Source organism: Bartonella sp. AA83SXKL (assembly GCF_042196965.1).
Taxonomy (GTDB): Bacteria; Pseudomonadota; Alphaproteobacteria; order Rhizobiales; family Rhizobiaceae; genus Bartonella.
The window spans coordinates 389-695 of sequence record NZ_JBHIRG010000196.1; the positions used below are offsets into that span (position 1 = coordinate 389).

Annotated in this window: 1 pseudogene; it reads right to left on the bottom strand. The window is 31.6% G+C overall.

Features of this window, described 5'->3' with window-relative positions:
• Positions 1 to 307, bottom strand: a pseudogene (locus tag ACFINO_RS10575) (SPOR domain-containing protein); the annotation flags it as partial.

Sequence of the window (307 nt, forward strand, 5' to 3'; positions counted from 1 at the left end):
TACTTTCTTCAAAAGAGGGATGAGCAGGAGTTTGTGATGTTTTGTTTTGAGATGACAGATTCTTTTGAATTGGTAATGGAGAAAGTGCGTCTAAAATTTGTTCTTCATTATGGGACTGAGGTAAAGAAAGCTTCTCTTCAGACAAAAAGCTATCTTTTTCTGGATGGTTAAACAAGGTAGTTGATATAACATCTGAATTTGTTTTATTTTTGGTTTTGTGTAAGTTAAACTGTTTTTTTTGCTCATCAAGTGGCAAGTCATTCTTTAAATTATTTTCAAATTCCGCTTCTAAAAAGGACAAATCAAA